Annotated in this window: 26 protein-coding genes, 1 other RNA gene and 1 pseudogene; 13 read left to right on the top strand and 15 right to left on the bottom strand. The window is 45.4% G+C overall.

The window, feature by feature from the left end:
- The first annotated feature begins 556 nt into the window (after positions 1 to 556).
- The 4 genes and pseudogenes from L865_RS24445 to L865_RS24730 all read left to right on the top strand — a co-directional run.
- Positions 557 to 1,090: a hypothetical protein gene (locus L865_RS24445; RefSeq protein ID WP_051484354.1), complete on the top strand. Its 534-nt coding sequence runs from the start codon at positions 557 to 559 to the stop codon at positions 1,088 to 1,090.
- 39 nt (positions 1,091 to 1,129) lie between these two features.
- On the top strand, positions 1,130 to 1,366 hold the full coding sequence (locus tag L865_RS0100710) for a hypothetical protein (RefSeq protein ID WP_028771462.1): 237 nt from the start codon (positions 1,130 to 1,132) through the stop codon (positions 1,364 to 1,366).
- 158 nt (positions 1,367 to 1,524) lie between these two features.
- Positions 1,525 to 2,394, top strand: coding sequence for a hypothetical protein (locus tag L865_RS0100715; RefSeq protein ID WP_157577376.1), 870 nt, complete (start codon positions 1,525 to 1,527; stop codon positions 2,392 to 2,394).
- A gap of 173 nt (positions 2,395 to 2,567) precedes the next feature.
- Positions 2,568 to 2,663, top strand: a pseudogene (locus L865_RS24730) (transposase); the annotation flags it as partial.
- A 692-nt stretch (positions 2,664 to 3,355) separates the two neighbouring features.
- Here L865_RS24730 and gcvP read toward each other — a convergent pair.
- From gcvP to L865_RS0100755, 6 genes are all read right to left on the bottom strand, one after another.
- Entirely contained in the window at positions 3,356 to 6,241 is a 2,886-nt protein-coding gene (gene gcvP, locus L865_RS0100730; protein ID WP_028771465.1) for an aminomethyl-transferring glycine dehydrogenase, read from the bottom strand.
- Between the two features lie 257 nt (positions 6,242 to 6,498).
- Positions 6,499 to 6,888, bottom strand: coding sequence for a glycine cleavage system protein GcvH (gene gcvH / locus L865_RS0100735; protein ID WP_028771466.1), 390 nt, complete (start codon positions 6,886 to 6,888; stop codon positions 6,499 to 6,501).
- A gap of 215 nt (positions 6,889 to 7,103) precedes the next feature.
- Positions 7,104 to 8,198, bottom strand: a complete 1,095-nt coding sequence (gene gcvT, locus L865_RS0100740; protein ID WP_028771467.1) for a glycine cleavage system aminomethyltransferase GcvT — start codon at positions 8,196 to 8,198, stop codon at positions 7,104 to 7,106.
- A gap of 344 nt (positions 8,199 to 8,542) precedes the next feature.
- Entirely contained in the window at positions 8,543 to 9,757 is a 1,215-nt protein-coding gene (locus L865_RS0100745) for an FAD-dependent monooxygenase (RefSeq protein ID WP_028771468.1), read from the bottom strand.
- Positions 9,758 to 9,807: 50 nt separating this feature from the next.
- Positions 9,808 to 11,073, bottom strand: coding sequence for a 2-octaprenyl-6-methoxyphenyl hydroxylase (ubiH, locus tag L865_RS0100750; protein ID WP_028771469.1), 1,266 nt, complete (start codon positions 11,071 to 11,073; stop codon positions 9,808 to 9,810).
- 26 nt (positions 11,074 to 11,099) lie between these two features.
- Positions 11,100 to 11,675, bottom strand: coding sequence for a UPF0149 family protein (locus tag L865_RS0100755; RefSeq protein WP_028771470.1), 576 nt, complete (start codon positions 11,673 to 11,675; stop codon positions 11,100 to 11,102).
- A gap of 372 nt (positions 11,676 to 12,047) precedes the next feature.
- Here L865_RS0100755 and L865_RS0100760 point away from each other — a divergent pair, with 372 nt between their 5' ends.
- The 4 genes from L865_RS0100760 (at position 12,048) to L865_RS0100770 (ending at position 14,155) form a co-directional block, all read left to right on the top strand.
- Positions 12,048 to 12,356 (top strand): cell division protein ZapA, encoded by a 309-nt coding sequence (locus L865_RS0100760; protein ID WP_028771471.1) that lies wholly within the window; start codon positions 12,048 to 12,050, stop codon positions 12,354 to 12,356.
- Positions 12,357 to 12,420: 64 nt separating this feature from the next.
- Positions 12,421 to 12,603: non-coding RNA, 6S RNA (ssrS, locus tag L865_RS24735), on the top strand.
- A 306-nt stretch (positions 12,604 to 12,909) separates the two neighbouring features.
- Complete coding sequence (ompV, locus tag L865_RS0100765; protein WP_028771472.1) at positions 12,910 to 13,683, top strand: outer membrane protein OmpV; 774 nt, start codon at positions 12,910 to 12,912, stop codon at positions 13,681 to 13,683.
- A gap of 16 nt (positions 13,684 to 13,699) precedes the next feature.
- Positions 13,700 to 14,155: a CC0125/CC1285 family lipoprotein gene (locus L865_RS0100770; RefSeq protein WP_028771473.1), complete on the top strand. Its 456-nt coding sequence runs from the start codon at positions 13,700 to 13,702 to the stop codon at positions 14,153 to 14,155.
- 75 nt (positions 14,156 to 14,230) lie between these two features.
- Here L865_RS0100770 and L865_RS0100775 read toward each other — a convergent pair whose 3' ends face one another.
- Genes L865_RS0100775 through L865_RS0100790 form a run of 4 tightly spaced genes read right to left on the bottom strand, consistent with a single transcriptional unit; the run spans position 14,231 to position 17,524 of the window.
- On the bottom strand, positions 14,231 to 15,520 hold the full coding sequence (locus L865_RS0100775; RefSeq protein WP_028771474.1) for an ATP-binding protein: 1,290 nt from the start codon (positions 15,518 to 15,520) through the stop codon (positions 14,231 to 14,233).
- Positions 15,521 to 15,541: 21 nt separating this feature from the next.
- Positions 15,542 to 16,246: a response regulator gene (locus L865_RS0100780; RefSeq protein ID WP_028771475.1), complete on the bottom strand. Its 705-nt coding sequence runs from the start codon at positions 16,244 to 16,246 to the stop codon at positions 15,542 to 15,544.
- Positions 16,246 to 16,641 (bottom strand): DUF3019 domain-containing protein, encoded by a 396-nt coding sequence (locus tag L865_RS0100785; RefSeq protein ID WP_028771476.1) that lies wholly within the window; start codon positions 16,639 to 16,641, stop codon positions 16,246 to 16,248. Before L865_RS0100785 ends, L865_RS0100780 begins: the two co-directional genes overlap by 1 nt.
- 7 nt (positions 16,642 to 16,648) lie before the next feature.
- Positions 16,649 to 17,524, bottom strand: a complete 876-nt coding sequence (locus tag L865_RS0100790) for a MipA/OmpV family protein (protein ID WP_425423593.1) — start codon at positions 17,522 to 17,524, stop codon at positions 16,649 to 16,651.
- 557 nt (positions 17,525 to 18,081) lie between these two features.
- Here L865_RS0100790 and L865_RS0100795 point away from each other — a divergent pair.
- Positions 18,082 to 18,708 carry a 5-formyltetrahydrofolate cyclo-ligase gene (locus tag L865_RS0100795; protein ID WP_028771478.1) on the top strand — a complete coding sequence of 209 codons (627 nt, stop codon included), beginning with the start codon at positions 18,082 to 18,084 and terminating at the stop codon, positions 18,706 to 18,708.
- Between the two features lies 1 nt (position 18,709).
- On the opposite strand, the gene L865_RS22790 is transcribed toward L865_RS0100795, so the two are convergent.
- Positions 18,710 to 19,519, bottom strand: a complete 810-nt coding sequence (locus tag L865_RS22790) for a substrate-binding periplasmic protein (RefSeq protein ID WP_051484356.1) — start codon at positions 19,517 to 19,519, stop codon at positions 18,710 to 18,712.
- 222 nt (positions 19,520 to 19,741) lie between these two features.
- Between L865_RS22790 and L865_RS0100805 the strand changes: the two genes are divergently transcribed.
- Positions 19,742 to 20,209 carry a copper resistance protein NlpE gene (locus L865_RS0100805; protein WP_028771479.1) on the top strand — a complete coding sequence of 156 codons (468 nt, stop codon included), beginning with the start codon at positions 19,742 to 19,744 and terminating at the stop codon, positions 20,207 to 20,209.
- 14 nt (positions 20,210 to 20,223) lie between these two features.
- Here L865_RS0100805 and L865_RS0100810 read toward each other — a convergent pair whose 3' ends face one another.
- Both L865_RS0100810 and ung read right to left on the bottom strand, forming a co-directional pair.
- Entirely contained in the window at positions 20,224 to 20,802 is a 579-nt protein-coding gene (locus tag L865_RS0100810) for a hypothetical protein (protein ID WP_028771480.1), read from the bottom strand.
- A gap of 152 nt (positions 20,803 to 20,954) precedes the next feature.
- The gene (gene ung / locus L865_RS0100815; RefSeq protein WP_037470259.1) at positions 20,955 to 21,617 is read right to left on the bottom strand and encodes a uracil-DNA glycosylase; all 663 of its coding nucleotides are present in this window, start codon (positions 21,615 to 21,617) and stop codon (positions 20,955 to 20,957) included.
- Between the two features lie 194 nt (positions 21,618 to 21,811).
- Here ung and L865_RS0100820 point away from each other — a divergent pair, with 194 nt between their 5' ends.
- Complete coding sequence (locus L865_RS0100820) at positions 21,812 to 22,363, top strand: type II secretion system protein (RefSeq protein WP_425423589.1); 552 nt, start codon at positions 21,812 to 21,814, stop codon at positions 22,361 to 22,363.
- A 124-nt stretch (positions 22,364 to 22,487) separates the two neighbouring features.
- Positions 22,488 to 22,808 (top strand): DUF3144 domain-containing protein, encoded by a 321-nt coding sequence (locus L865_RS0100825; protein WP_028771483.1) that lies wholly within the window; start codon positions 22,488 to 22,490, stop codon positions 22,806 to 22,808.
- 72 nt (positions 22,809 to 22,880) lie between these two features.
- On the opposite strand, the gene L865_RS0100830 is transcribed toward L865_RS0100825, so the two are convergent.
- Positions 22,881 to 23,495 (bottom strand): LysE family translocator, encoded by a 615-nt coding sequence (locus L865_RS0100830; RefSeq protein WP_028771484.1) that lies wholly within the window; start codon positions 23,493 to 23,495, stop codon positions 22,881 to 22,883.
- A gap of 133 nt (positions 23,496 to 23,628) precedes the next feature.
- Between L865_RS0100830 and L865_RS0100835 the strand changes: the two genes are divergently transcribed.
- Positions 23,629 to 24,168, top strand: a complete 540-nt coding sequence (locus L865_RS0100835) for a thioredoxin family protein (RefSeq protein WP_028771485.1) — start codon at positions 23,629 to 23,631, stop codon at positions 24,166 to 24,168.
- A gap of 58 nt (positions 24,169 to 24,226) precedes the next feature.
- Here L865_RS0100835 and L865_RS0100840 read toward each other — a convergent pair whose 3' ends face one another.
- A complete protein-coding gene (locus L865_RS0100840) occupies positions 24,227 to 26,887 on the bottom strand; it encodes a TonB-dependent receptor plug domain-containing protein (protein ID WP_084632432.1) in 2,661 nt (886 codons plus the stop codon).
- Between the last annotated feature and the right edge of the window lie 38 nt (positions 26,888 to 26,925).

The raw sequence follows: 26,925 nt of genomic DNA on the forward strand, positions 1-26,925 counted from the left end.
GGCGGTGCTCATAATTTTTACCAGTGTATTTATCATCACCACATACTCTTTATTTTAAAAGATGGCACGCCTTACAACGCGACTACAACAGTGATAATAGGATCATCTTATTGATAAGAGTTCGAGACTAATGAGGGTTCGTCTAGGTCTTGGCATGCAACCTCCTTGTTATATGCGCAAATCAAGCACAGTAGAAGGTCGTCACCCACGCCATTAACAATGGCTGTCTAATGCTTTAATGCTTTAATGCTTTAATGCTTTGTGGTCAAGCACTAAATATATATTTTCAGAAAGACCGATAAACAATAAACAATAAACAATAAACAATAAATAATAAATAATAAATAATAGGCCCACCTTTCAAATAAAGATATTGAAAACAAAATCCATTATGTATCTATATAAACTCTATTTAAAATCCTCGCCTTGCATTACAAAGACATACTAAAGTCAGCCCAATATAATTCATTACCCTACAACCTAGACACTTACTCTCTTTATATGCTAGCGTTATTTACTCGATAAACTTTTACACCACAATAAATAAGGGAATAACATGATAAAAAATGGACTATTATTTTTTCTTGCCACATTTTTTTTTACAATGGACTTAACCAAATCTCCTACAAGCCCTAATTTACATAGTTCCTCCTATCATTTGGGATTCAATAACGCATCAGCGATTGAAGACAAAATGTATGATGAAGATGAAGATGAAGATGATATGGAGCGCTTTGAAGTCTTAGGACAAGAATGGGATGATTACTGGGATGATTGGGATGATAATGATTGGGAGGAAGATGGCTGGAATGATGACCATTGGGATGAAGATGATTGGGACGTGTTCGAAGATAACCAAGAAGAGCTAGAATTAAGTTCGTCACAACAGTGTATAATCGATGCACATGAAGACAGAAGATACTGCAGAAATACTGCAAACGCTTTAGCTGTCACTGGCGCCACCCTTTGCCTTGGGTTTGCTCCAAATGTAGTTGCCATTGGTGTTTGTGAGGGTGCCAATGCAGTAGCTCACGACGATGCGCTATCTCAATGTGATATAGAGCTTGAAAAGCAAAAAGTTAAATGCTGAACATAAACGCTTTATAATTAAAGTAACTAAGGGGTTTATATGTTAATAAAATACCTATTTTTACTACCTAAAAACCAAGTAAAACGCACAGCTGTGATTTTTATTTGTTTTTTTGCTCCGGTCTATGGACTTTATTTGTTTGATATTATCACGCAACAGCCCGCCTTCTGGCAGTTGCTATTTTGGCTTTTCATTTCTATTGCTTTTGGGTATATGACTGATGAAAAAGGAATAAATATTCAAGGAAGCAGCAAACAAAAAACTGGTAACAAGTAAAAACGATGTCAACGACAATCAACAAGTGAAAAAACTACTTGTTGATTGTCGTTAATGATAAAGTCCTCAAATTTACAATAGACCATTCAGATTTAAAACCAACCTCTTAAAAAGAATTATAAAGCTGACACAAAGACAAGTAAAAAGGAATTTAGCACTTGACAAATCTAAAAAATATGATTTTTATAAAAAAAGTAATTTCATTACCCTTAGTTATAGTACTGTTAACTGCTTTAATGCTTTTCTTACTTGAAAGCCAAGGGCAAAATGACGCAGACTATAGTAAGCCTCATATAAGCTCACACCCCCACAATAAATCACAACTAGAAAAAACCGACATGTCAGAACAACCTAAAAACGACATTTCTCCTCCCCAAACAATCAAAACTCAATCGAAAGAAACCGTTACCTCAGATAAAAGTGACCCAACAGATTTCAATATTGGAGTAGCGCTAGGAGAAAATATATTTAGCTTAACTAAAAAGGGGGAATGGAATGAATTAATCAGCTTAGCTAATTCCATGAAAGAAATATCACCTCAGATTATGCAGGTTATGGTATTACAAGCAATTAGGCAGGACGCACCATTATTTGTAATCATTGAACTGTTGAATCAGGGGGCAACCTTACCTGACAACACTATCTTCATACTAGTAATTAAGGGACAAATTGAAAAAATCATAGAACTACAAAACTATGGGTTAAACATGTTTTATTCCTCAGAATCTCTTGGTAACGCAGTTAACGTTGCGGTCAAGTACAAAGCTAAGATTCCGATACTGACATTATTATTAGAAAATGATGTTGATACAAACATAAAAGTAAATGGACAAGACCCTCTAAATACAGCTATCAATGAATATTTCCGAAAAGGTCATAATATAGAGACTATATCTAAACTTATTGAATACCATGCTGCCATTGACTCTAGCCATTTCAACACTGTTGAATCAAATAGATTAAAAAATAATAAATACTACAGCGAGTTAGCCTTAGAAATACCTAGCTTAACCATCAAGTTGCTGTAGACGAGAATTATAACCTACTAAGGATCAAATACTATTTTCAATGCCCCTATAAAGCGAGGCTTAGCTTGACCATACTGGGTAAGCGAGAAAATGCTAATGACAGCTCATTGGTAAGCCCCTAGATCAGTAGACACTTCATAGAATTATAATGAACCAAAAATATGAAGTGTTACATGCGCGAAAAACATTATCCCGACGAGTTCAAAATTGAAGCTGTCAAACAAGTCACTGAACGTGGTAATAAAATCGCTGATGTTGCAGAAAGATTAGTACCTATATACATAATATGAGTGATAACGAGCTTCAAGAGTCTGGTATCCTCGAAATGTTCGATACAATAAATAAAAATACTAGCACACTTCAATATAGACTATTAAGGCATGAGTAATCTCTTCACCTAAATCAGATTAGAAAGTATAACACTTTAACCCCAAATACATTCACGTGAAATATATCTTTACCCCGAACAAAAAAGCGTCCCTAAGGTCGCTTTTTCTCTTTATAAGTAACTAACTTCAATCAAGCCAACTACCACTATCATTGTGTCGCTGGCGATGCTAATGCTAGGCGAACCGATGGCTCTAGCCCTGCTTTGGCTGGTAGCAATGAACACTCAAACAATGCTAGCCCCCCCAATCAACACCAATAGCGTTACTGCCGATAGTAAGACAAAAAAGCCGCTGCTTTTTGCCACGGAGTTGACTATTATCAAACTCTTAACTTCGAGCCATGCAAAAAGTTGCAACTGATACAGTATTACTGAGGTTAAATAGCCAACAAAAAAGCGACTCTAAGGTCGCTTTTTTAATATCTTTTCTTTTATAACCCAACTACCACCATCATTGCGTCGCTGGCGACGCTAATGCTAGGCGAACCGAAGGCTCTAGCCCGGAGTTGACTGTTGTCAATGAGGACTGGAGCCGAGGTTCAACACCGCAGTAGCGAGCCTAAGCAGCAAAGATTACTCGTAGTCGCTCATTGGCACACAGGCGCAAAAGAGGTTTCTATCCCCATACACATCATCAATACGATTAACCGCTGGCCAGAACTTGTTGCTCTTAACCGCTTCGGTTGGGAACACGGCTTCTTCACGCGTATAAGGGCGTGAATCGAACGCTGGGTCCATGATGTCGGCCATGGTGTGTGGTGCGTTATGTAGCGGGTTGTTGTCCGCTGGCCACTCACCTGCTTCAACGCGGGCAATCTCACCACGGATGGCAATCATTGCGTCAACAAAACGGTCTAGCTCAACTTTCGACTCAGACTCAGTTGGCTCAATCATTAGCGTACCTGCAACAGGGAAGCTCATGGTTGGCGCGTGGAAGCCATAGTCGTTAAGACGCTTAGCAATATCCATTTCGGTTACACCAGAGGCTTCTTTAAGCGGGCGTAGGTCGATAATACACTCGTGAGCGATACGTCCGTTACGGCCGGTATAAAGTACTGGGTAATGCTCGCTTAGGCGCTTAGTCATGTAGTTGGCATTTAATAGTGCCATCTGCGTTGACTGTTTAAGGCCTTGCTTGCCTAACAGCTTTATATACATCCAAGTGATAGGTAGAATACCTGCACTGCCATATGGCGCTGCTGATACCGCACCATTGTTGTCAGAATCACGACCGTGCTTGACGACTGCGTGGCCAGCAACAAATGGTGCTAGGTGCGATTTAACACCAATTGGGCCCATACCTGGTCCACCGCCACCGTGTGGGATAGCAAAGGTTTTATGCAGGTTAAGGTGTGATACGTCGGCGCCGATAAAGCCAGGTGATGTTAGACCTACCTGAGCGTTCATGTTGGCACCATCAAGGTAAACTTGACCGCCATGACTGTGGATCACTTCGCAAATCTCACGCACAGTTTCTTCATATACACCGTGAGTTGATGGGTAAGTGATCATGATGCAAGACAAGTTCTCAGCCACTTCAGCCGCTTTAGCTTTCAAGTCTTCCATGTCGACGTTACCGTCTTTATCACACGCAGTCACTACCACTTTCATACCCGCAAGCTGAGCTGATGCTGGGTTAGTACCGTGGGCAGACTGCGGGATCAAGCAGATGTTACGGTGGGCATCACCACGAGACTCGTGATATTTTTGAATAGCGAGTAGACCTGCGTACTCACCTTGTGCACCTGAGTTAGGTTGCATACATACGGCATCGTAACCGGTGATATCCACTAACCAATCAGATAGCTCTTGAACTAGCTGCGCATAACCTTCGGTTTGATCTAGCGGTGCAAACGGGTGCATGTTGGCAAATTCAGGCCAGCTCACCGGTAGCATTTCAGTGGCCGCATTTAGCTTCATGGTGCACGAGCCAAGTGAGATCATTGAGTGGTTAAGGGCTAAATCTTTGTTCTCTAGACGCTTGATGTAACGCATCATCTCAGTTTCACTGTGATAACGGTTAAAGGTTGGATGCGTCAAGATAGCATCGTCACGTACCAGCGCCGCTGGGACTGATGCGCTATTCGCCATTACCTCTGCATCTAGTGCATCAACATCTAGGCCATGACCTACACCTAAAATCACATCGAACAACTCAGCAATATCGCTGCGCAGTGTGGTTTCGGCGAGGCTGACGCCAACAATGCCGTCGGCATCGATACGTAGGTTAACACCAGCAGCTTCAGCGCGTTGCTTAACGGCTGCAACCTCTAGGCCGCTAAACGATACGGTATCAAACCAAGTATCGTTAACTAGCTGCACGCCTTTTTGGCTTAGGCCAGTGGCTAGAATGTCAGTTAGGCGGTGGATACGCTCGGCAATGGTTTTCAGGCCTTGTGGACCATGGAAAACCGCATAGAACGACGCCATGTTGGCAAGTAGTACCTGTGCGGTACAGATGTTTGAGTTCGCTTTTTCGCGGCGGATATGTTGCTCACGGGTTTGCATTGCCATACGCAGTGCACGATTACCACGGGTATCTTGTGATACACCGATAATACGGCCAGGCAGTGAACGCTTGTGGGCATCACGCGAGACGAAGAACGCGGCGTGTGGACCACCAAAGCCCATTGGCACACCAAAGCGTTGCGCGCTACCAAAGACTACGTCAGCGCCCATAGAACCCGGTGATTTCAACATCACTAGCGACATGATGTCAGCAGCTACTGTTACGACGGCTTTTTTCGCTTTTAGCTCGGCGAATAGCTCAGTGAAATCGGTGATTTGACCGTGCTTGTTGGTGTACTGGAATAACGCACCAAATAGCTCGTAGTTAACCGCTTCGCTTGCTGGGCCAACCACGACTTCAAAACCAAAGCATTCTGCGCGGGTTTGAATAACATCAAGGGTTTGTGGGAACACATCGTCTGCCACAAAGAAGATATTGGCTTTTTTGGCTTTTGATACACGCTTAGCTAAGGCCATGGCTTCGGCAGCAGCGGTGGCTTCATCAAGCAGTGAAGCTGATGCTAGGTCTAGGCCGGTTAGGTCCATAGACAGTTGCTGGAAGTTCAAAATAGCTTCAAGACGGCCTTGGGCAATCTCTGGCTGGTATGGCGTGTAAGCCGTGTACCAACCTGGGTTTTCAAATACGTTACGTAGGATAACCGATGGCACTTCAGTACCATAATAGCCCATACCAATATAGCTTTTGTTGACCTTGTTCTTATCGGCAACGGTGCGCAGATAAGCTAAGCCTTCAGCTTCGCCAACGCTATCACCAACCAAAAGGTCACGGTTTAAGCGGATCGCTTCTGGGACGATCTGAGCGGTTAAATCTTCTAAAGATTCAGCACCAACAAAGTTCAACATCTCTTGTTGTTGCTCGCTATCTGGGCCAATGTGACGACCGATAAAGCGATCATGCTGCTCTAACTGAGTGAGTGTTTCTTTGGTCATGATTAACCTAGTTCCATATTTGCCAGTATCTTGCCTGTAGGGTGCAGAGTTACCGGTCTCGTTGTTAAGTCGCGTTTGCTTGGTATAAACCAAATACAAACCCTTGTACGCAATAGCTAAATAACTTCAGCAAGCCCATTTTGCTTGGGCCTTAATTAACCTTGCCGTGATAAAGTCACTTAGCTATAGGATTAAAAGCGAGTATAACGAACAAAGCCCCAAGCTTGTCGCGTTGGGGCTTTGCCATCAACAACGATTTACTCGTCGTCGACCACTGCTTGATAGCCTTCAGCATCAAGCAAGTTTTCAATTTCAGCGACATCTGATGGCATAACGCGGAAGAACCAACCGTCGCCGTATGCATCGCTGTTCACTAGCTCTGGCGAATCTTCTAAAGATTCGTTGATAGCAAGTACTTCACCAGACAGTGGTGAGTAGATGTCAGAAGCCGCTTTAACAGACTCTGCAACAGCACAATCTTCACCAGCGCTTACTGTGTCGCCCACTTCTGGTAGTTCAACGAATACCATGTCACCCAATAGCTCTTGGGCGTGCTCACTGATACCCACAGTGTAAGAACCGTCTTCTTCTTTACGGATCCATTCGTGTGAAGAGGCATATTTAAGTTCAGCAGGGATATTGCTCATTTTTTCGATCCTTTATCTGATGTTCTAATGCTTTTTATAAAGCCTATTAGGCAAAACTGTATCTAGGTTGATGAGCTTGTGGCTTATACGCAACAAGTTAGCCAAAGGTTTACTTGTTGAACGCGATTAACTCAATTAGCCATTTGGCTAACAAAGCCGCTCATCACATAATGCTGTTCTTGATTGGTTGAGCGTCTCCACTCAACCAGCAAAAACTAGAATGCTTGTTTACCATTGCGTACAAACGATGGTGCGATAACTTTAACAGGGACGCGCTTCTTTCGCATCTCTACTTCTGCGACTTCGCCAACAGAATTAGGTACGCGTGCCATGGCAATAGAATAGCCTAAGGTTGGCGAGAAAGTACCACTGGTGATCGCGCCTTGCTGTTCAACACCGTCGCTGTCGGTGAAAAATACCGCCATACCTGGGCGAATCACGCCTTTGGCTTCCATCACTAAACCAACGAGTTTATCGGTACCCGCCGCTTTAATAGCCGTTAACGCTTCACGACCAATAAAGTCACGGTCAGTCGGTTCCCACGCAACAGTCCAGCCCATGTTGGCCGCTAGCGGGTTAACGCTTTCGTCCATGTCTAGACCATAAAGGTTCATGCCTGCTTCTAAACGTAGCGTGTCACGCGCACCAAGACCACATGGACGCACGCCATTGTCTAACAGTGCTTGCCATAGTGCTTCGGCTTCTGCATCGGGTACGATAATTTCGTAACCTGCTTCACCGGTATAACCAGTGGTTGCAATAAACAATGAGTCAGCTTGTACACCAAAGAATGGCTTCATGCCTTCAACCGCTTGGTTTTGTGCATCGTTAAATACGCTAGCCGCTTTTGCTTTGGCATTTGGGCCTTGAACAGCAATCATTGCCAGCTCAGGACGCTCAGTGATGGTGACATCAAAGCCTTTAACTTGCTCGGCAATCCAAGCTAAGTCTTTTTCGCGGGTAGCAGAGTTAACTACGATACGGTAATGGGTGTCGCTAAGATAATAGGTGATGAGGTCGTCAATGACGCCTGCATTGTGGTCTAACATGCCACCGTAAAGCGCCTTACCCGGTACTTTCAGTTTGGCAACGTCGTTAGCAAGCAGCTTGCGAAGGAAATCACAAGCTTGTGCACCCGTTACGTCTACTACTGTCATGTGTGACACGTCAAACATACCGGCGTCTTGGCGCACTGCATGGTGTTCTTCGATTTGAGAGCCATAGTTAATTGGCATATCCCAACCGTGGAAATCAACCATTTTGGCGCCAGCTTCTAAGTGCTTGTTAAAGAGTACAGTTTTATTAGCCATTATTATCTCTTCTTTATGCCCTTTCGGGGCCTCGCCTACTGTAGGGTACGCAGGTCAAGGTGTGAGCCTAACGATAGCCTTGCTATCGATTTAGGTGAAATAAAGATGCATCGATAATCTGTAATACGTTTATGGTATAGATCCATCAATGGTATCAAAATGCGGCGAAATTATACCTTGCGTCACAGTTTTGTATACAAGAGAATTTTCTAATCCGAACGGTTTTGTCATTACTTTTTCTCATGTTACTTTTGTAGTTTTTTTACATGAAAAAAAGTAAAGCAGAATAAACCAAAACAACTCACTGTTTTATTTAGCTTATTCTGCGTTTTTATCGCAAAACTCTACTGAGGTTGGCAGGGGGTGGGTAACTTACCTTTATTGCCCATGGCTTGTTGCATGAACAGTGTTTTCACAGGAGAAAGGTTATCAACCAAATTGAGGCCGATATCTCGCACCGCTTTCTTAATAGGATTACTGCCATCGAATAGGCGTTTAAAGCCTTCCATTGCCGCAATCATCTCTAAAGCATCCGCTTTACGCCAGCGCTCTAGGTTACGTAAATGCGCATAATCCCCAATATCTTTACCTTTAGCGTGTAATTCGGTAATGGTTTCAATAATGGCGCCAGCATCTAAAAAGCCTAAGTTTACCCCTTGCCCAGCTAATGGATGAATAGTGTGCGCCGCGTCGCCTGCCAACACTAAACGGTGGCGAGCAAAGTGACGTGCATAACGCATTTTTAACGGGAAGGCATGCAGCTCGCTGGTTAAATGACAATAACCCAATCGACCATCAAAAGCTGCGGTTAATTGACGTTCAAATGCCTGAGTTTCGCCATTTTGTAGCGCTTTAGCTTGCTCGGGTGGGAGTGACCACACAATCGAACACAGATTAGTTTCAAATAAAGGTAAAAAGGCTAATGGCCCAGAATTTAAAAACACCTGACGGGCGGTATCGCCATGGGGGATCTCGGTGCGAATAGTCGCCACCACCGCATGGTGGCCATAATCCCAGAAAGTCAGTGGAATATTGCACTGGCTACGAACCCAAGAGTTCGCGCCGTCGGCGCCGATGACTAATGCAGCGCTAAGATTGTCACCGTTTTCTAAACTCAACCATGCTTCACGCTCGCCAAAAGCTATATTGGCTAAGCGTTGGTTCTCAATATGATTGATATTGCTAAACTCACCAGCACGTTTGGCCAGTGCTTGGCAAATGTTGTCGTTTTCAATAATGCTGCCTAAGTGGCTTTCACTCATAGAATCAGCATCAAAGCCAATTTTGCCTAAGCTGTCTTTATCCCACACTGCCATTTTTGAATACGGCGCCGCACGGCTTTCATCTAAATAATGCCAAGCGCCCAGGTAGTTGAGCAACCGCTCACTGGCTTTGTTAATGGCGCTCACCCGCAAGCGCGCCTCGCCCGATAGCGTTTGTGTTTCACCGGCATCAATCACAACCACTCGCAAATCTGCCATCGCTAAGCCGATTGCGGTGGCTAAGCCCACCATACCACCGCCAACAATGGCGACATCATAGGTTTGTGCACTAAACATGAAACATTCCTCTAGCCAATTGAGTTACTATTTGGGCCCTGCCCTAGCAATTAATTTACGGTTAACTTACGTGGCGCTTTCCAGCCCATCGCCTTTCTTGCTACCGGTGTTTTTAACGGCGGCAACCAGGACAGAAGGCGCAAACCTAGGCTGCGCCCAGCCACTAATGGCCAATGATTATTGGAAAACCCGCGCACCAAAAACTCGACATTATTGATGGTACTGTTGCGATCTGACTCGCGCGCGCTCAAGTAACGATGCAGCAGTTCAGTGCTGCCAACATCGTCATTGTCTTGCTGCAAATAATCCTGCATCTCGGCCAGTAAGGTGGCGATATCACGCAGCCCTAGGTTAAATCCTTGCCCTGCAATCGGGTGTAGGGTTTGGGCAGCATTGCCGACAAACACAGTACGGTGGTATATCGGCCTAGGCATATAAGACAGTGCCAGCGGGTAGCTCACGCGTTTACCCACGGCGGTAAACCGGCCTGCACGATGACCAAAGGCTTGCTGTAACTCGGCTAAAAACCCGCTGTCATCAAGGGACAGTACCCGCTCTGCTTCTGCGCTTTTTAAAGCCCATACCAGTGAAATACGCGATCGGCCTTCGCTGTTGCTCATCGGCAATACAGCAATAGGGCCAGACTCGGTAAAGCGCTCATAAGCGCGGCCATGGTGGGGCGTGTCTACACAGACATTAGCCACTATCGCTACTTGGTCAAATTCCACTTTAGTGATGGGCTGCTGTACGCTTTGGCGCACTTGGGATTGAACCCCATCGGCTGCAACCACTAATTTGGCATGGATGACGCTGCCATTATCTAAAGTGAGGACCTGTTTATCGCTGTGGGTGTCTAACTGGCTTAACTTTGCCGGACAATGCAGTTCAATTTCGGCTTTACTGATCTGATCAAACAAGGCTGCCCCCACTGGGGCTAGCTCAACCACTTCACCAAAACAATCCACATGAAAGTCTTCAACATCAAGGCTTGTCATGCCAAAGTGGCCGCGATCGGAAACATGGATATGCTCAATTCCGGTGCCCAAATGTGCAATATGCGGCCATACACCTAATCGCTTAAGTTCAAAAATAGACCCGTGAGAGATAGCAATTGAGCGAGCATCAAACCCAGGATGGTGCTGATTAGGGGCGCTGGCTTCAACCAGTGCCACCTTCAACGGTTTGCCTAGCGATTGACTCAGTTGTTGCAACCCCAGCGCTAAGGTGCTGCCAGCCATTGCGCCACCCACAATGGCAATATCGACCTGTGCCACGGCTTGCTCGCTGACAGCGGCTTCGGGCGTGTAATGACTCATAGTGTTTCTCTGCAAAAGTATCGTGATTAATGGATTACAGGCTCGTCGCCTTGCGCTTCATCACTTGGCTCTGGACCAAACTCTGAGTAACAAAGTAGCGCCGCCATACGGGCAAACTCCATCAGTTCGATATATGCTGCTTCTGACTCATCATCTTCTGCTACATCAAATTCGACTTGTGCGATTTCGGCTAAGTCGCCAATCACTTCACGGACATCGGCAGAGGCTTTATTGAGTTTAGGTTGCACCATAGCAATCCCGGTCAGGAAGCTTTGTACCCACAATGACAAGGCCTCCACACGCTGACTTAGCGGCTCTTCCTCTTCGGGTAGCATAGGACTAAAACCAAAATCAGGGTCACTAATGCGCGCTAAGGTGTCTTGAAACAGTTCATCAATCAGTTGCTGTAGCTTTTCTGGTAATAACTGACCGTCATTAATCAATTCGAGTAACGGTTTGACCCAAGCATGTTTAGCCGGTTTGACTCCGCCACAAATTAATCCAACTAACGCGCCATGCACTTCAACGGGATGCTGACCAATTTCAGCGGCATTGAGTTCTGCAAGTAAACTGTCGATACCAAGTGAAGGGGGAGTTGCCATAACCATTGTCCAAATCTAAATATTCTTGCGCCATGCTAGCAGATCTGCTGTGCGCCACCAAGGAAAAGCCGAGGTCACATCGGTGTAAAACTGGGCAAATAACCTGCAAGCTCAAGGGTTTTATATAACTCTGTGAACTGTCCCCTGCCCAACGCTCGCCCCAATTGCTAACATGTTGGTCAACCACAGTGTCACTAGCCGGGTTAAATTTGCTGATAAATAGCCCGACATATACCCAGAAAAACGTCATTTTGGTTATCTAAACAACATTTAATCTAACTATATCTTATTAGCAGGGCCTGCTTATTGCACTTTACCTAGCAGACCGATATAGTCCGCACAAGAGCCACATTAACGGATGCCCTTTTTGCAATGAGTAGCCATGCTATTGAGATTAGCTTATTAGGCCGAGCCTACTCCATCGCTTGTCCAGCTGGACAAGAGAGTGCATTGCGGCAGGTGGCAGACAAGCTTGAAAAACAGCTAAGTTCGCTTAAATCACGTACCAATAATTTAAGCCGTGAAGAAATTGCTATCATGGCGGCATTAAATATTGGCTATGAGCTTTTAGAAGAACAGCAGAAAAACCAAGATTATATCAAGCAGATGGATGATAAAATCGGTCTGTTACAATCTACACTTGAAGATGCACTGGTTGAGCGCTCTTCAAAAGAAGATTAAACTGTAGCAATACAGTAGTCAGCATTGCTGGCGAGGTACCCAAAAGGTATCGATGAAACGTCTTTGCTCCCTGGGGTGTGCGTCAGTTGGTTATGTCCCTGTGCCGATATTTACAAACTCAGGGTGAATGCTTTATTGACATTGTGCAAGCTCGGCTTGAACCGAGAAGCCTTAGGATTTAATCGTTTACCCGCCTTGAACCTACGGTTCAAGGGCTACACCGACAGGTCGGCCCTCTGGGGAGCAATTCAAATATAAAAAGCCACCTTTTTAAGGTGGCTTTTTTCTTGGCTAATTTTTGCTACGTTTAGCCTGCCCCTGCCTATCCGTACAGGCAATCACAGCGAGATCAAAGTGATTAATTGCCACTGCGACGACAAGCTGCCCTCAGCCCAACACAAGAGAGGTCATTACACTCCCGATTAAATAAACGCAGAGGTAAAAGCCTTTACTAAAGCAGTTTGGTGACAGGTTACATTTGGATACAGAGTCCTTATTCGCCTTCAAATATAGTGAACCCACTGATATTTGAAAGACGAAAAAGGACCATCCGATGAAAAAGATTTATTTGGTTATCTCAACATTACTGCTTGCCAATTCTGCATTAGCCGCTGACAACACCTATATCCGTAACGGCAACATTTACAGTCACCAAGGCCAGTTCTTTGCTGGCGCCGGAGGAGCGACAGGCAGTGAGTTCTATAAAGGCCAAGACCATAAAACCGGGGTATATTTTAACGGCGGTTATCATGGTGAGGACTTTAACGCTGATCTGGCAGGGATTAACTATCGTTTTTTCGGTGACAACAATAGCGGTATCAATTTCAGTGCCTTTGTGGTCGCCAACCCAGGATTTGATGCAAGTGATGCCGACATCCTAAAAGGTATGAAGGATCGAAAGATCAGTGGTGATTTAGGCTTAAACGCTGATATTCACCTTGGCAGAGGCACGCTTTCAACTAAGTTCCAACATGATGTAACAGGTGTGTATGACGGTTATCAAGCAGATATCACTTACTACCACCCAATGAAGCTTGGCTTTGCCGATTTTGTGCCTTTTGCTGGCGTGCATTATTACAGTGAAAAGTATATTAACTACTATGCGGGCGTATCTAAATCTGACGCCACCCAAGACCGCGCCGAATATAAGGGCGACGCTGCATTTTCCTATCACGCCGGTTATGCCTTAGTGATCCCCATTACCGATAACTTAGACATAACCCAATCGAGCGCCCATTCCCATTTAAGTGAGGAATTGGCTGACTCGCCACTGATTAGCAGCAATAACCAATGGGTAACCACCCTTGGCGTAACCTACAGTTTTTAGTTAGAAAGGAGTGATGATGAAACACATTAGAAATCTATCCATCTGCGTGGTACTGGCGGTTGTACTAAGCGCATGTGCCACGCCGTACGATACAGAAAAGAGCTTTTGGACCTTTGGTAAAGGCTTTGAAACGATGCAAATTGCGCCTGATAGTTGGCAAATTAGCTTTGTGGGCAATACCAATACCAACCGTTCACTAACGCGTAAATATGTAATGCTTAAGTCTGCGGAGATCTGCCAACAAGCTGGCTACCCCTACTTTACCTTTACTAACGAGCAAACTAACCGTGACTCGGTAGGTCAATTCGGTGCTGGGACACAAAGTAGTGATATCTTTTGGGGAAGCTCAAGCATAGATAAAGAAACCTCTACGGTAGTCGAAGTCACTGGGCTAAAACACAAACCCAGTGATAGCAACTCACGGGTATACAATACTCAATATATCCTGCAACATGTGTCAGCTGACAGCTAACTGCCACGTGTCAATCACAGTGCCCTTAAGCGCACTGTGATTGTTATGGCACAAGCAATGGCTTTAACGTCAGTTTTAAGCCAGCTCAATACTCAGTGACATGCGCGCCCCGCCTAGGGTGTTTGAGCGACCGATGCTAAGCTCGGTGCCCATCCAAATAGCAATACGTTTAACAATCGCCAGTCCCATACCATGACCTGCGTTGTCTCGGCTTTGCTGACCTCGCACAAATGGCTTCACCACTTGCTCGACTTCGCTTAAATCGATCCCCTTGCCGTCATCTGCAACATGCACCCAGACTCGGCCAGCAGTCACTTCAACCGACACTTCAATGGCTGACTGACCGAACCGCTCAGCGTTATTGAGCAGATTCGCAACTTGCATCGATAAATATTTAGGATCGGTTTTCACCTTGATGGCTAGCCGCGAAGCTTCAAACGCAATCGGGTAAGCAATATTACTATGACTGGCTAGTTTCTGTGTTAGCCAGTCATTGAGTTCTATAACCTGCAGCTCAGGCTTGATATTCGCTTCGTCGAGGCGAGCATAGCTCAGTAAAGTGGCAACCAACTCTTCCATGGTGTCTATGTCACGGTTCAAGCGAGTAAAGTACTTAACTCGCAATTGTTCATTATCGGTCTCTTCTAGCGCTTCCATGCCAAATCTCAACCTCGCTATCGGGGTTTTTAGATCATGAGACACTGCACGGCTAAGCAGCTTATTGTCATCCACCAGTTGCTCAATCCTATCTGCCATGCGATTAAACTCGGTTTCAATCTCAGCGATGTAAGAGGTTTTACTCACCTTAATTCGTTGTTGCAACTGACCCATACCAAAGGCCTTGGTAGTTTTACTCAGGTTCATCAGTTGCCGAATTAACGGTGACACCCACACCAGTAGGATGATGATAACGCCGGTGTAAAACAGCATGGTATAGAGCTTATTTAAGCTCAATTCACTTTCTTGGGGAGAGACCAACTGGGTTTTGATATTGAGCACTTTACCCAGGTTAGGCAAACGGTAATGCAGCGAAATCCCCTCTTCTGATTCAAGCAGTAGCGAGGCTTCAGCTTTAAACTGCGCAGTTAGCGATGGCGGTAAAGCAAATGCGGCTTCAGCAATGATAGAGAGTTGCTGTTGGTTCTGTTGATTCCAGCTTTCGATAAAGCGGGTTTGGTCGACGGTTTCGTCATCTAAACTGCGGGCCAGTGCCACACCAAGCAGTTTTAGCGCGGTCAATTGCTCTTTGGTTGTCGGCCCATTGCCATTAGGGCTGCTGAGACTGGCAAACTCACTGATTGACCAACCTAGACTAACAATCGAGAGCAATACCACAAGCACTAACGAGATAATGAGCTTTTTCATTTGTCGCTTCCCGTTGCTGGGTCAATATTGTGGATCGTCTTCGCGGCAAAACAGATAACCTTTACCGCGGATGGTTTTAATTTTGTAAGGCTGGTTTTGCGCTTCATGGAGCTTTTTACGTAGGCGCGACACTCTAATATCCACGGAACGATCAAAGCCGTCGTATTCAATCCCCCGCAGCTCAGCGATCAGCTCAGAGCGACTGACGACGGTCCCCACCTTCACCGCGAGTAACCAAAACACATCAAACTCGTTAGCATTTAAAGCGAGCGGTTGCTGATCTATTGTCACCGATTTTGCCACTGCATTGAGCACCAGAGAGTCAAAAACTAATTGCTGCTTGATATTATCAAACGTTGTGCGCCTGAGTAGCGCCTTAATACGAGCAAGCATCACTTGAGGGCGTATCGGCTTAGTTAAATAATCGTCTGCTCCCACTTCTAAGCCCTGTATTTCATCGCCATCTTCAACACAAGCAGTCATGAACAATATCGGTCCACTATAAAATGCCCGCGCTTGTTGGCATACATCGAAGCCGTTTTTCACTGGCAACATCACATCTAACAGCACAAGATCAGGCTGCTCTTCTGCAATCATTGCCAAGGCAAAATCCCCTTGGCTCGCCACAGTAATATTGTAGCCGTGGTCGAGTAAATAATCACTGATCCATTCAGACAGCGAGGTATCATCTTCCACCACTAAGATGTGCTTTTGCGGCGCTGACATTAAAACAATCTCCAACCTGACTGACTTTGCTTAGGTGCCTTATAAACCCAAGTAACCACCACTTTCACCTCCGCTAACGGTGTCAGCTCATTATTACGAATTAAACTATATGCTGTACTGGTGTTACTTTCAAAACCGTACCGATATTGCTGGACTGCCCGCCCATCCCAGCAGGTTAACTGTTGACCATTTTTAGACTCAACTAAACAGTAACGCCCAACTGCAGGTGTTTGCCATTGGAACAACACATCTTGATAGCAAGTTTGACCTTTGTGCAACGCCACACATTGCTCAGGCGTTGCGGTAAAATTAATGTCCGCATGGTCTGCAACGGCGCTTAAAGGCGCAATTAATAGCAGTATCAGTATCACCCTAAATAAACAGCATTTAGTCATAGGCCACCTAAAAGACATAGCTGATTGAGGCGTTAAAAAACGACACATAGCCAGATTCATTAAAGGGGCTGTCTGTGACTTCATCAGAAAGCACATTCATACGGTACATGGCACGAAAGACAAAGCTCTCGCTAATCGGGTAGGCCACGCCAAGTTCTAAGCCGTAGCTAATCGAACTACTCGGGGTATACTCAGGGAAACGTGCAGTTGCTTCGTCACCGCTAATACCAAACAGCTGCTGGTTTAAACTCGACGATGCGTATTCAAGGCTGGCAAGGGCATGAAAATTCCAGTTGCGCACCTGCCATGACTTGCCTAATCGGGCACTACTTTGAATACCCTGACCATCGTAATAATCGCTGACAATGTGGTATTGGAACACATAATGATCATCCCAGTAGCGGGTAGCGCGTAAACCTGCACCTATGTATAAAGACTCTTCTGACATCAGGTAGTCGTTACGCTGTGCCTCAATAAGGTCCTCTGGATTAACCCCTTCAGGGCGTGCCCAAGAACTTTTTAAATTGGCAGCGAGTATATCTAACGACCAGTTTTCAGAATTCCAAAAATTAAAGCCTAGGTTAATGCCATCTTGAGACTGATGTACCATCTCAACAAACGCACCTTTATATTGATAGATACCACTGATCAGCAAGCTAGGTTGAATTGCTTCATGCTCAGTCTGACGCACATCGAACTTATTGACACTGTATACACTAGCACCAAGCTCAAAATAGCCACCATCCGCAAAGCGATTATCGACGCCACCTGTAACACTACTAGCAATATCCGATGCACTAACCTTGGTGGGCAACAAGCTAAATAACAACCACCACACCAAGTAAATTATGCGCCCAAAATGACGCTGGTAACGGCCTAACATAGCAAAGAGTACTGTGCAGGTAATAACAGCCGGATTAACACGAATCAGCACCACTTATTTGTTTCATCATCACATCCTTAATTTGCCCAACATAGGTGAGAGAGTTAAGTAAACCATCGCGGCGAATTTTCATTTAATAACAACAGCGCGTTATCGGGTAAAAATGAATTTAAGCCAAGATTTGTACTTTACTTCTATCGCTACAGCCGAAATACCCAATGCAGTAGCGCCAAATCACAGCAGTTTACGCTACTAAAATACTACACAAATCACCAACCACGCAACGCCAAAACGCTGACAATCAATCACAATTATCAACAAAGGTCACAGCAACACAGCAGCCGTAACGGGAAGTTTAATCTTCTAAGTGATAACCTCGACAATTCCCCCGTTATGTAAGCCTAGGGGGGCTCGATTCGAATCCGAGTACTAGTCTAAACCGGAAGCCCTTTGCACCATACCAGCCTTGAATTAAGCAAATGTTCTAGTCTTCTCAGATTTTGCTTTTAATAAAGCGCAAAGGTAAGCTGCAGTGACCATCAATAGGAGCCAAATAGATGCCAGCAATTACGCCGTCACTATCGCCTGCAACAGCAGATTTAAACAGCCGCCAGACGATTAGAGCGCGAATTCGCCAAGCAAGGCGTGAGTTGTCCTTTGCACAGCAACAGCAGTATGCCAATACAGCTATGGCGCCAATGCTCGCAGCATTGCTATCAAAAAATGCGCGTAGTGTAGCCGCTTACTTAAGTAACGACGGTGAACTTGATACTCGGCCTTTAATTGATGCGTTGTGGTCGACTGGAATTGATGTATATCTGCCAAGGCTGCATCCCTTTAGCAAGGGCAATTTGATCTTTTTACGCTATCAGCCCACCACTCCATTACAAAAGAACCACCTCGGCATTTGGGAACCCGCCCTAGATATTCGCCAGCTGATTTTACCCCAACAACTTGATGTGGTTATCACCCCCTTGGTCGCCTTTGATAGCCAAGGGAATAGAATGGGAATGGGCGGCGGCTACTACGACAGAACGTTAGCCAATTGGCAGCAACAAGGTAAACCACTGCCGGTTGGTTATGCACATAACTGTCAGCAGGTCGCCAAACTCGATCAAGCTCACTGGGACGTGCCACTGCCTTTAATTGTGACCCCGCAGCAAGTATTTGAATTTGTTAAATAGACTAATCAGGTGATGGGCGCGCTAACTCCTTTTTCCAATAGCCATTTTCTTCAAAGCCATGCAGTCGCAAGATATCTCCTACCCGGCCACTACTCTTCATGTTGTTTAGCGCCAGATTAAACTGCTCGACAATTTGCAAATGATCTTGGCGATGTTTAGATACCCCAAAGTGGAACAGCTCAACACTTAATGGCTTGCCAACAACCTCAAACGCTTGTCGATACTCTATTGGGCCTAGAGCCACGAAGTGATGGGCAACATCTTCACTGATTAGCACTAAATCAACCCGTCCTAAAAACAGCTTCTTTAAATTTTCTTCATCGGAACTACCGGCTTCGGTTTTGAGCTTGGCCTGTTTAAACACTTCAGGATTGGCATAACCGCGGCCGATGCCGATACGGTAAGAACTGAGCTCTTGTAATTGCTGGTAGCTAATATTGCGATCTTTGCGCTTGAGCAACACGATATTGACCGATAGCAGCGGCTCTGAGTAGCTCGCCCACTGCTCACGCTCTTGTCGATACCATAAGCCGATGATGCCATCGGCTAAGCCATTTTGAGTCAGCGCTGCAGCACGAACAAAGGGATAGAATTGGTGCGATGTTTGGTAACCGCTTTGTGTAAGCGCTTCTGTAGCGAGCTGATAAACCACTCCATTTAAGTGCATATTTTGCGAATAAAAGGGGGCGTAGTCGTTAGAAACGGTCTTTAAAGCTGTCCCTTGCACACTCCAAGGCACAGCGATAAATAACAACAGGCTGCACCACACAAACAAACGCTCACAGACAACATTTTTCACGCTTTGTAACATAGATACCTGACACCTACACCAATCGGGGTTGAAGGAGTGCTTCAATTGCCATCATTTCAGCTCAAAAGCGACAATTGGTCATTGAACTTTGAGTATAGTCAGGTTTACTTCAAATGCTGGGTTTAGCTGGTGCGGTTTCAGCCACGATAGCCAAAAAAACTAGACAACAAGCGTAATTATTCTGATGATAACTGCACGAATATCATTTGGTTATTACCCGTTATGAAACGAATATCTCTGATCTCAATCGTGCTTTTGATTGCTGGCTGCACCAGCGCTCAACCAAACAATAACTTAGCTGCAAACGATAACGTTAACAGCAATACTCGGTTGCAACCCGCCGAGTTAACGCCTGTAGGCGATACCAGCCAAAATGCACTCGACTGGAATGGTACCTATCAAGGCACCCTTCCCTGTGCAAGTTGCGAAGGCATTGCCACCACAGTGCAATTAAATCGTGACAATAGTTTCACTATGAGCAGTCAGTACCTAGGCGAAGGCGATAAAGTGTTTAGCTCAGAAGGGAAATTATTTTGGCTTGGGCGTGGCAATATTATTCGTTTAGGTGAAGGCGAGTCACAGCCACTGTTTTTAGTGGGTGAAAACCAACTGTTTATGCTAGATAGACAAGGCAATCGGATTACCGGGGCATTGGCTGAGCATTACCGCTTAGAAAAAGTTCAGCCTTAAGCAATCTCTACATGCTATGGATTGATGCACCACAAGCTTAAACAGGACGATTGTCCCACTTGCGTTTGCATGTTGGGGCAATGCGCCACATAGTGCCGCGCTTCACCACAAGAGCTCATCTGCATACACTGAGTTTTACCCTCGCAGTTAAACACCATATCACTAGTATCAGTTTTACCCACATAGTGCTCAGAACCGGCAGGAAACAGCCCTGCTGGCGGCAGCACTCGATCACTAACAAACGGGTTATATTCCACATTAAGGCTTAAGAAAATCATCCCAACGGTCAACACCACCACCAACAACAGATTCATTCTTGATAACCAATCAACATCAAAACCTTGGCGCTTAAAGCGACTAAGTCGAATCGGTTCACCGTTATCTATTTGTGCGCGAACACTGAGCAGGGGGTGTTGGGTGCTAGAAGTACGAAGGTAAGCAACGCGGTCGCCAACTTTAGGTAAGTAATTTATGGGTTCGATATGTTTCGCTGCGACCATCAGAGGCTCTGAGCCATCATCAGGGGCAATAAAGCCCACATGACTATGACCATCCCACTTGGTTAATGATCCACGCTTGATTGCAAAAAACATAAGCCACTACCTTCCTCCATCACGCGGAGGTTAATCCATTAATCAGGTAAATTTCACTCGCTGTACAAAGCCAGTGCAGTCAGTACATCCATTGAACTGCCAACCCTATTAACTATAATCAGCTTTCGCTGATACGGCAAGTTTGAGCAGCGTTAATCTAACCGCCAGTCAATCACTGATTGTTGCGTGTTATTCAGTAGCTGATTGATTTTAGAAAAGTGTTTGCAACCAAAAAAACCACGATAAGCCGACAGTGGCGATGGATGCGGGCCCGACACTATTTGGTGCTGCGAGGCTGTGATTAACTTGCCCTTTTTAATGGCGTGGGCACCCCAAAGTACAAAGATAATCGGCCGCGTTTGTTGATTGAGCAGCATCAGGGCTTGGTCAGTAAACACCTGCCAACCGGCTTTAGCGTGCGAGTGCGCCTGCCCTTGCTCAACGGTCAATACCGTATTGAGCAATAACACACCTTGGTTTGCCCACTGACTTAAATTACCATGGCTTGGAATATTAAAACCGTCGATATCATCCGCCAGTTCTTTGTAGATATTCACCAGCGAAGGTGGCACTTTTTGCCCTTTTTGCACCGAAAAACATAAACCGTGAGCTTGATTAGGGCCGTGATAGGGGTCTTGCCCCAAAATCACCACTTTAACCTTATCTAATGGCGTGACATCAAAGGCGCTAAATACCTGAGATTGCGGCGGGTAAATCACTTTGCCCGCATCACGTTCTGCCGCGACAAAAGCCTGTAACTGCTTAAAATAGCTTTGCTGTTGCTGCTGCTCGATAAAGCTTTGCCAATCTTTCATTGTTATCTCTGTTGTTTCCAATACCGCCAATGCTCACAAGCTTAAGGCCCGTCAACAAGCGATGCAAGCGAGCTAACCCGCTCACTTAACCGCAAACTTTGCAGCGCCAATGTTAAATAATTTAAATGCTTGGCTATCTGATTGAAAACACCAGTGTTATACTAATATTCTTGTCAGTAATTACAGGATGTCACGTGAGTTTCAATATGCCGACTAAATCGCAAGCAACACAGCACGGTTTTACATTAATAGAACTGGTGGTGGTTATTATTGTGTTGGCCATATTAGCCGTGGTCGCCCTGCCTAAGTTTATTAATATTAAACAAGATGCCGAAGTTGCCACGGTGCAAGGTATGGGAGGGGCATTTAGCGGCGGCATCACCCTGGCAAATGTAAAATGGGCAACCTTAGGCAATACCGGACCTGCCGATAACTTGCAGATTTTCCCCGGTGGAAGCGAAGGACAACTCGATATGAACTTATGGGGCTTTCCTGCGCAAAACTACCCGCCCTTTGAGTCCAGCCCTCGACTTAACAACACCAACGATTGCATCTCGGTGTGGGAAACGGTGTTGCAAGATGCACCAAGCATCTCAACCTCAACTGACGCCGAAGACTCAACCTATCGTGCCACCTATATTTCACCAGATCAGTGCCGCTATATTTATAACCCCTTGCCGACTCTCTCTATTTACTATGACTCGCGCGACGGGACTGTGATCACAGACGACGACCCTAGTAGCTAAGTTATTAGCTTCATCTTGAGTTAGATCCCATAAACTTAAAATTGATGATTCATTCATTGCTGAATTACGTTAGTATTCATCCACGAAAATAACATCAAACTTGTCATTTTAGAGTGAGTAAAGCATGTCAGAAGAACAGAAAGCGACAACGATTTTTCAACTAGCCGATAAGTTCATCGCGCTAGCAAACGAGCTAAACAACCAAGAACAAGATGTTGGCAAAGTGGGCACGGCAATGCGTTTTGCTGCGTCACGATTCAATGCGTTTGAAGCAGCCATTAAGTCTTCTGATCTACAAGCTGAAAAAGACAATGCACTTGAGTGGTTCACCAAAGAATACCACGATATGCTAAGTGACAACTTAGATGACCACATTCAAAACCCGCCAAGATCAGCAGAAGAACCTAAGAAAGATGAATCTGTACAGGTTTTTAACGGTCAATAATATCGCCCGCTTAAGCCAATAAAAAAGCCATCATCATTGATGGCTTTTTAGTCTCTGTCATCTAACCTGGCTTTAGAGAGTAACTAGAACTCGCACCGCCAGTAATATCAGTACCACACCTGAAAGCTTATCGATTAGCGCTGCACGCTGGCGTAATTTGGGCAACACCGCACTGTGAGACAGTACCAACGCGATAAGCGTGTACCACAATCCATCGACAATTAACGGCGTCAACACGATCAGTGATTTCCCCCACAGATCATCTGCCACCATGACAAACTGGCTAAACAAAGCCAAAAAGAACAACATGATTTTAGGGTTAAACAGTGAAATTGCGATCCCATCTCGCGCCGCAGTCCAAGCATCGGTTTGCTCGCCAGCTTGCAGCTTCTCAGACATGCCGCCCTTAGAGCGTAATGCTTGAACGCCCATCCAAGCCAAGTAGAGTGCCCCTAAAATCGCAATCGCATTGAAAACCATCGGTGCCTGCTTGAGCAGTACCGCTAACCCAAGCAAAGTGATCAATGCATAAATGCCAATACCAATAGAATGAGCCCATGCGCAGATAATGCCTTTAGCGCGGCCGCCACCTAACGTATGACGCACCACCATAGCTAAACTGGGTCCCGGTGACATCGCCCCCAAACAACAAATAGCCAGCAGCCCAAACCATGCACTCAATGTCATTAACACTTTCCCTATTACACTTAAAAATAAGGTCGCCAGCTTATCGTGATTTTTGTGACTGAGCAAAAGCTGCAGAGTAATTATTTAGGCTATTGTTTGCTACACTAGCATTTTTCCACACACCAAGGTGCTTATGAGCGCTATCGTTATTGTCAGTCTAATCAGCTTAGCTTTGCTCATATTGCTAAGTTTATGGCTGAGCTATAAAAAATTGACTGGTCAGCCTATTCCAACTGCAGTGATCGTGTTATTGCTGATTTTTAGTAGCTGCAACGCCGCGGTGTGCTACTTTGTCTACCCCAAAGAGGATTTTCAAGCCTATAAAAAGTTGCAGTGGCAACCTTTGGTGCCAACAGAAATTGCCACATTAGTGAAGCAAGGCAACACAGTATTTATCGATGTGACTGCCGATTGGTGTAGCATCTGCAAGCGCAATAAAGACAGCGTGCTAAACCGCGAAGTCATCGTACAGCAGTTGGCTAAAAGTCATGTGATATTGATGCGCGGAGATTTAAGTCAACCCAACCCTAGAATTGAAGCGTTTTTGCAAAGTCAGGGCCAGTCAGGTATTCCTTATAACCGTGTCTATGGCCCGAATGCGCCCAATGGTGTAGTGCTGCCAGGCAGTTTAACCATTACCGATGTTGAGCAAGCCCTCGCCTATGTACAATAAAGACAATAAAAAGCCCTGCTAAGTGCAGGGCTTGTTGTAAAAACTAACCGCTTAGCAATTAGAAGTTATACGCCCCTTTTAGGTAGTAGTAGCCGCCATTAAAACCAAATGGCGAGGTTTCATAATACTTACCACCCCACTGGTTATTAACACAACCGCCACAAGCCGCAGCACCTTCTTCAGTAAAGTTAATTTCTGTCGCTTGCTGGTCAAAGATATTTTGCGCACCAATTGAGACCGTAAACGACTCATTGATAAAGTAGCTCAGTTCCATATCAACCGTCACTGCCGCTTCTCCGGTGTTGATAGTGGCATCATAATCGACGTGAACCCCTTGATATTCACCAAAGTAATTCACCCGGGTAAACAGACCAATATGATCCCAGTTTGACGCCCAAGTAAAGGTGGCACGATGGTTGGGCAAATCGTTCTCTAAACGAGAGACTTTAAAGTCACCTGTAATATCTGAATAACTATCAACTTGAGTCTCGTTCCAGTTGTAGGCCAGTGAGAACGTTGAATCACCTGCAAGTAAATCTGCACTGTAGTTGGCAACAACATCAAGACCTTCTGTCGTGGTATCGAAATCGTTGGTAAAGAAACTTACCTGCGACAAGCCGTCTACATTGGGCACACCCGCTTGTTTGAGCGCTTCTTTATCTGCTTCAGATAAGGTGATTTTTTCAGACTGACTAATACGATCTTCCACTTGGATATTGTAGTAATCCACCGTTAGGAAGAAATCGCCTTGATTATAAACCGCACCAAAGGTGTAGCTTTTAGACTCTTCTGGGGTTAACTCTGTACCGCCAAGTTGCACCGAAATCGGGTTAGTCGGTGGCAGCAGCGCAGAGTCAACCAACTGGCCGTTGGATAAGTTAGTTTGCACATTACTCACATTAGCCTGACCTACCGTTGGCGCACGAAAGCCAGTATTGTATGAGCCACGTAACGCAATATTGTCGGTGATGGCGTAGTTGGCGGCCACTTTGTAGTTTACCGTCGAACCAAAGCTATCGTAGTCTTCGTAACGGACTGCCAATTCAGCGAGCAAGCTCTCTGTAAACGGCAGCGAGAAATCCAAATAAATAGCGGAGTTATTACGGCTATACTCGCCTGCTGCTGAAGGTTGGAAACCTGGGAAGCCATTGGAGCCAATACCAAAACCTTGGTCTGTTAACGGCCCAGCAATGAAGGATGGCTCGTCACCGGCAACCACTTCAAATGTTTCATCGTGCCACTCTAGACCTGCAGCAATCGACACATCGTCAGCTAAACCAAAATCAGCAAATTTAACGAAATCTGCATTGAAGTTAGTTTCTGACTGAATGTATTTACCCGGACTAAAGTCTCTTGGTGTATCGGGACCGAGCGAAGCGTTGACCGTGTTATAGATAAAGTAGCGTGATTCGTTACGGCCCATATTGGCACTAAAATCATACAGCACGCCGCTTAGCCACTCTATTTCAAACTCACCTTTGGTACCTAAGGTCAGCGAGCTATCTTTGATGTTGCCACCAAAGTTTGGCGTGAAGCCTCCCGGGATCATATTGTTAAATGCAAAACAGTTTGCTGCTGCCAGAGAATCCAGCGCCGCTTGATTAGGTAAACCATTAGCGCCAATTTCTACCAATGGACAATTGAGTTGCTGGTCGCGGCCATCGAGTGAACCGACCAACACAGTGGGGGTCGCATTATCCCAGGCTTCTTGGCCGCTTGGGTTATCATCGCCTGGGCGATACATATTTACCCCGCCGACGCTGCGTACATTACCGCCATATACGCCCGCACGACTGTTGGGATTACGGTAATAGAAACCGCCTTTAACATCACGCTCAGAATAGTTACCAAACATATAGGCTTCTGATTTATCGTCTAAATCTATACCAAAATTGGCAAAAATAGAGATATCATCTTTAATCTCTGGCGAGCCCCAAATCTGCGCAGGATCAGCAACTTCTAATCCAGCATCATTGAACGCTTGTGCGTCAGGACGCTGCACACTGCGACTGGTGGGATCGGCGTTTTTATATTGAAAGCTAAAGTTAGCAAAACCGTTTTCAGTCAGTGGCATACCTATGTTGCCCGACACCTCAGTGGTTTGGCCATCACCTTCATAATACTCACCGGCTTTGGCCTCAATGCTGCCGCCTTCGGCATTGTCTTTAAGCACAAAGTTAATCACGCCCGCAATGGCGTCCGATCCGTACTGGGCTGCAGCACCGTCTCTAAGCACTTCGACCTGCTTTAAAGCAATACTAGGGATCACTGAAATATCTGGGCCATGGGCACCATCGTTAATACCGCCGCCCAAAAAGGTAATTACCGATGAGCGATGTCTACGCTTACCATTAAGCAGAATCAAAGTACTGTCGGCAGACAAGCCGCGTAAGTTAGCTGGCCTCACCAAACTGGCGGCATCACTAATCGGATTTGAGTGCACGTTAAGTGATGGCACTGAGCCCTTTAATACCTCTAGCATGTCTGAGTTACCAGATTTGGTCAGTTCGTCGGCGCCAATGATATCGATGGGAACCGGTGAATCACCGATAGATCTGGGTGTTGCTCTGGAGCCCACCACCGCGATTTTTTCTACGTCCTCCAAGCTAACTTCCTCTTCAGCTTGAACGGCGAAACTCGCACCAGATAAAGCCATAGAAATAGCTAAACTGAGCGCACTTATGTTGGTTGCATTGTTATTGTTGTCAAAGGTCATCATTATTCTCGTTTGTTTATAAGAATCTTGACCCGATTGCT

It is taken from the genome of Shewanella waksmanii ATCC BAA-643 (assembly GCF_000518805.1).
GTDB lineage: Bacteria > Pseudomonadota > Gammaproteobacteria > Enterobacterales > Shewanellaceae > Shewanella > Shewanella waksmanii.